The sequence below is a fragment of the Pseudomonas entomophila genome (assembly GCF_029193575.1).
Taxonomy (GTDB): domain Bacteria; phylum Pseudomonadota; class Gammaproteobacteria; order Pseudomonadales; family Pseudomonadaceae; genus Aquipseudomonas; species Aquipseudomonas entomophila_G.
Genome location: NZ_JARGCS010000005.1, coordinates 1 through 4,288 on the forward strand (window position 1 = coordinate 1; position 4,288 = coordinate 4,288).

At 57.0% G+C, this 4,288-nt stretch carries 4 protein-coding genes, 3 tRNA genes and 1 rRNA gene; all 8 read left to right on the forward strand.

Going from position 1 to position 4,288, the window contains the following annotated elements:
- Nucleotides 1-161 precede the first annotated feature (161 nt).
- Nucleotides 162-277, forward strand: a 5S ribosomal RNA gene (rrf, locus tag P0Y43_RS00655).
- Between the two features lie 191 nt (nt 278-468).
- Entirely contained in the window at nt 469-1,428 is a 960-nt protein-coding gene (gene birA, locus P0Y43_RS00660; RefSeq protein WP_275635368.1) for a bifunctional biotin--[acetyl-CoA-carboxylase] ligase/biotin operon repressor BirA, read from the forward strand.
- The gene (locus tag P0Y43_RS00665; RefSeq protein ID WP_275635369.1) at nt 1,418-2,167 is read left to right on the forward strand and encodes a pantothenate kinase; all 750 of its coding nucleotides are present in this window, start codon (nt 1,418-1,420) and stop codon (nt 2,165-2,167) included. The genes birA and P0Y43_RS00665 overlap by 11 nt, the downstream gene beginning before the upstream one ends.
- A 7-nt stretch (nt 2,168-2,174) precedes the next feature.
- Complete coding sequence (locus P0Y43_RS00670; RefSeq protein ID WP_275635370.1) at nt 2,175-2,600, forward strand: hypothetical protein; 426 nt, start codon at nt 2,175-2,177, stop codon at nt 2,598-2,600.
- 145 nt (nt 2,601-2,745) lie between these two features.
- Nucleotides 2,746-2,829: transfer RNA gene (locus P0Y43_RS00675), tRNA-Tyr, on the forward strand.
- Nucleotides 2,830-2,853: 24 nt separating this feature from the next.
- A tRNA-Gly gene (locus P0Y43_RS00680) sits at nt 2,854-2,927 on the forward strand.
- 28 nt (nt 2,928-2,955) lie between these two features.
- Nucleotides 2,956-3,031: transfer RNA gene (locus P0Y43_RS00685), tRNA-Thr, on the forward strand.
- Between the two features lie 79 nt (nt 3,032-3,110).
- A partial coding sequence (gene tuf, locus P0Y43_RS00690; RefSeq protein WP_275635371.1) for an elongation factor Tu occupies nt 3,111-4,288 on the forward strand: 1,178 nt, incomplete at its 3' end.

A 4,288-nucleotide genomic window follows, 5' to 3' on the forward strand; every position in this document is an offset into this window, starting at 1 on the left:
CTAATTGCCCGTGAGGCTTGACCATATAACACCCAAGCAATTTGAGCGTCAGACGCCGAATTGTGGTGGTGAAGACGAAAGAGCCGAAGATTCGTAAGACCACAAATTCACATATCCGAATTCGCTGGGCTGTCCAACAGGACATTCTGGCTACAGAATTTCTTGACGACCATAGAGCATTGGAACCACCTGATCCCATCCCGAACTCAGCAGTGAAACGATGCATCGCCGATGGTAGTGTGGGGTTTCCCCATGTGAGAGTAGGTCATCGTCAAGATTCATTTCGCAAAACCCCTATCTGCGCGAGCAGGTAGGGGTTTTGTCTTTGCGCGTGGGAAAAGACGGTGCGCTCATGGTGATGGTGGCGAGAGGTTTCGGTCGCTCGGCGGTGGCTGCTCGCTGCCCTTTTCCTATGCAATCCCTCGGCCCATGGCTATCATGCCAGCCTAATTCCAAGTCGAGACTGGCATGTTGAAGTTGTTGAATCTCCTCAAGGATGGTCGGTTCCATTCCGGGCAAGCCTTGGGGGAGGCCCTTGGGGTGAGTCGCAGTGCCGTATGGAAGCAACTGCAGCACCTGGAAAGCGACCTCAACCTTGTTATTCACAAGGTGCGTGGTCGTGGATATCAGCTTTCCGCGCCACTGACATTGCTCGAGCCTCAATCAATCGCCGAGTCTTCCCAGGCTGAGCAATGGCCTCTTTTTATCCATGAGTCGATTGACTCGACCAATGCCGAAGCCTTGCGTCGTATTGCCGAGGGGCTGGCTGCGCCGTTCCTGGTGTTGGCCGAGCGCCAGAGCGCCGGGCGTGGTCGCCGCGGGCGTCAGTGGGTCAGTCCGTTTGCTGAAAACCTCTATTACAGCCTCGTCCTGCGGGTGGAGGGCGGCATGCGCCAGCTCGAAGGCTTGAGTCTGGTGGTTGGGCTCGCCGTGATGCGGGCTCTTCAGGCCTTTGGTGTCAGCGGCGTCGGCTTGAAGTGGCCAAACGACGTGTTGGTTGGTGAGCGTAAGATTGCCGGCATTCTTCTTGAGTTGGTGGGGGATCCCGCCGATGTCTGTCACGTCGTGCTGGGTATCGGTATCAATGTGAACATGCAGTCCAACGACCAGGTCGATCAACATTGGACTTCGATGAAGCTGGAGGCGGGCGTGTTGATTGATCGCAACCGCCTGGTGTCGCTGCTCAATCAGCAGCTCCAGCATGAGTTGGCTCGGCATCGGCGATATGGTTTTGCCGCGTTCCAGGAGGAGTGGGAGCAAGCTCATCTATGGCAGGCGCGAAAGGTATCGCTTATTGCGGGGAACACTCGCATCGATGGTGCTGTGCTGGGGGTCGATGGGCAGGGCGGCTTACGGCTGGAGGTCGATGGTGTGGAAAAGAGCTTCAGTGGTGGTGAGCTCAGTCTGAGGTTGCGTGATGATTCTTGAGCTCGATTGCGGTAACAGCTTTATCAAGTGGCGTGTGATTCATGCCAGTGATGCGACCATCGTTGGTGGTGGCTTTGTCGACTCTGACCAGGCGCTGCTGGTGCAGGTCGGTGCCTTGCATGCTGCGCGGCTAAGCGGTGCTCGGATGGTGAGCGTGCGTAGCGAGGAGGAGACTGAGGCGCTGTGCTTGCTTCTTGATGAAGCATTTGGCGTTACGGTTCGGGTTGCGCGTCCGGCCGCGGAAATGGCGGGTGTGCGCAATGGCTATGAAGATCACCAGCGATTAGGCATGGATCGTTGGTTGGCGGCGCTCGGTGCATTCCATCTGGCCAAGGGCGCATGCCTGGTCATGGATTTTGGCACGGCAGCCAAGGCTGACTTCGTCGCCCAAGACGGTCAGCATCTGGGGGGCTACATCTGCCCCGGCATGCCATTGATGCGCAGCCAACTGCGCACTCACACTCGGCGCATCCGTTACGACGATCCTTCTGCGGAGCGCGCGCTAAGCAGCTTGGCGCCAGGGCGTTCTACCGTCGAGGCTGTAGAGCGTGGGTGTGTGCTTATGCTGCAGGGGTTTGCTCGTACCCAGATTGAACAGGCGCGGAGCCTCTGGGGGGATGATTTCAGTGTCTTTCTCACGGGGGGGGATGCGCCGTTGGTGCAGGTGGCTGCTCCCATGGCGCGCGTTGTGCCTGATCTGGTGTTCGTCGGTCTGGCTATGGCCTGTCCATTGAGTTGAGGTGCCTATGCGTTGGTTGTTTCTGCTGCTGTTGGTGCTCAACGTCGTGTACTACGTCTGGCACCAGCAGGAGGCGCCACTCAGGGTCAAGGAGGTCGCTCCGCTTTCCCTCTATAAGGGAAACCAGCAGGAGATCCGATTGTTGCGGGAGACCGGCGCCAATGCGCCGGCCAGGCGCAGGGATGAATGCCTGGTCGTGGGTGGTTTGATGGTCCAGGAGCAGGTGAACGCTTTGCGTCAACGCCTGTTAAGCCTGGATATCGAGACTCAGCCATTAGCAGGTCAGTTGCCTGGTGCGGACGGTCTCTGGCTGCAGGTTGCGCCTGAAAGCGAGCGTTTGCTGGATGCTTCGGTGCTCGCCACTCTTTCCAAGGATTTCAAAGACTTAAAACATAAAATTATTTTATGCGAAGGTATTGCAACTGCCGAATAGCTTGATAGAATGGCGCCCGCTTCACAGGGAACGCCGCTGAGGTGGTAGTGCTGTAAGCAGCTGTCGCAGTAGCTAACCTCAAGATTTAATTGAGAAAAAGCTTGACAGTAAGGTGGGAAGAGCAGAGAATGCGCCCCACGAAGCAGGAGGGATTCCCGAGCGGCCAAAGGGGACGGACTGTAAATCCGTTGCGAGAGCTTCGAAGGTTCGAATCCTTCTCCCTCCACCAGTTTTAGCGAGAGCTGCAGGCTCCGCGGGTATAGTTTAGTGGTAGAACCTCAGCCTTCCAAGCTGATGATGCGGGTTCGATTCCCGCTACCCGCTCCAAGTCTGCTGTTTTTGCGCAATGTGTTTCGCTCTTGTAGCTCAGTTGGTAGAGCACACCCTTGGTAAGGGTGAGGTCAGCGGTTCAAGTCCGCTCAAGAGCTCCATACAAACAAGGCAGATATGAAAATATCTGCCTTTGTTTTATCAGCGTAGTGACTATTTCTTCTGCGGAGGACTGTATCGATGGCTAAGGAAAAGTTTGATCGTTCCCTTCCCCACGTTAACGTCGGCACCATCGGCCACGTTGACCACGGTAAGACCACTCTGACCGCAGCTCTGACTCGCGTCTGCTCCGAAGTATTCGGTTCGGCAGTCGTTGAGTTCGACAAGATCGACTCGGCTCCGGAAGAAAAAGCGCGCGGTATCACCATCAACACCGCTCACGTCGAGTACAACTCGAACATTCGTCACTACGCTCACGTCGACTGCCCAGGTCACGCTGACTACGTGAAGAACATGATCACCGGTGCTGCCCAGATGGACGGCGCGATCCTGGTTTGCTCGGCCGCCGACGGTCCGATGCCGCAAACCCGTGAGCACATCCTGCTGTCCCGTCAGGTAGGCGTTCCGTACATCGTGGTCTTCCTGAACAAGGCTGACCTGGTAGACGACGCTGAGCTGCTGGAACTGGTCGAGATGGAAGTTCGCGACCTGCTGTCCACCTACGACTTCCCAGGCGACGACACCCCGATCATCATTGGTTCGGCGCGTATGGCCCTGGAAGGCAAAGACGACAACGAAATGGGCACTACCGCTGTCAAGAAGCTGGTAGAAACTCTGGATGCCTACATCCCTGAGCCAGTTCGTGCGATCGACCAGCCGTTCCTGATGCCGATCGAAGACGTGTTCTCGATCTCGGGTCGCGGTACCGTTGTTACCGGCCGTATCGAGCGCGGTATCGTCAAGGTCCAGGATCCGCTGGAAATCGTTGGTCTGCGTGACACCACCACCACCACCTGCACCGGCGTTGAGATGTTCCGCAAGCTGCTGGACGAAGGTCGTGCTGGCGAGAACTGCGGCGTCCTGCTGCGTGGCACCAAGCGTGACGACGTTGAGCGTGGCCAGGTTCTGGTCAAGCCAGGTTCGGTCAAGCCGCACACCAAGTTCACCGCAGAAGTCTACGTTCTGTCGAAAGAAGAAGGCGGTCGTCACACTCCGTTCTTCAAAGGCTACCGTCCTCAGTTCTACTTCCGTACCACTGACGTGACCGGTAACTGCGAACTGCCGGAAGGCGTTGAGATGGTAATGCCAGGTGACAACATTCAGATGACTGTCACCCTGATCAAGACCATCGCAATGGAAGACGGTCTGCGCTTCGCCATCCGTGAAGGCGGTCGTACCGTCGGCGCCGGCGTCGTAGC

What these genes read in the sequence shown, in the direction of transcription:
- birA (WP_275635368.1), top strand. Translation starts at nt 469, where the DNA reads ATGTTGAAGTTGTTGAATCTCCTCAAGGATGGTCGGTTCCATTCCGGG.
- P0Y43_RS00665 (WP_275635369.1), top strand. Translation starts at nt 1,418, where the DNA reads ATGATTCTTGAGCTCGATTGCGGTAACAGCTTTATCAAGTGGCGTGTG.
- P0Y43_RS00670 (WP_275635370.1), top strand. Translation starts at nt 2,175, where the DNA reads ATGCGTTGGTTGTTTCTGCTGCTGTTGGTGCTCAACGTCGTGTACTAC.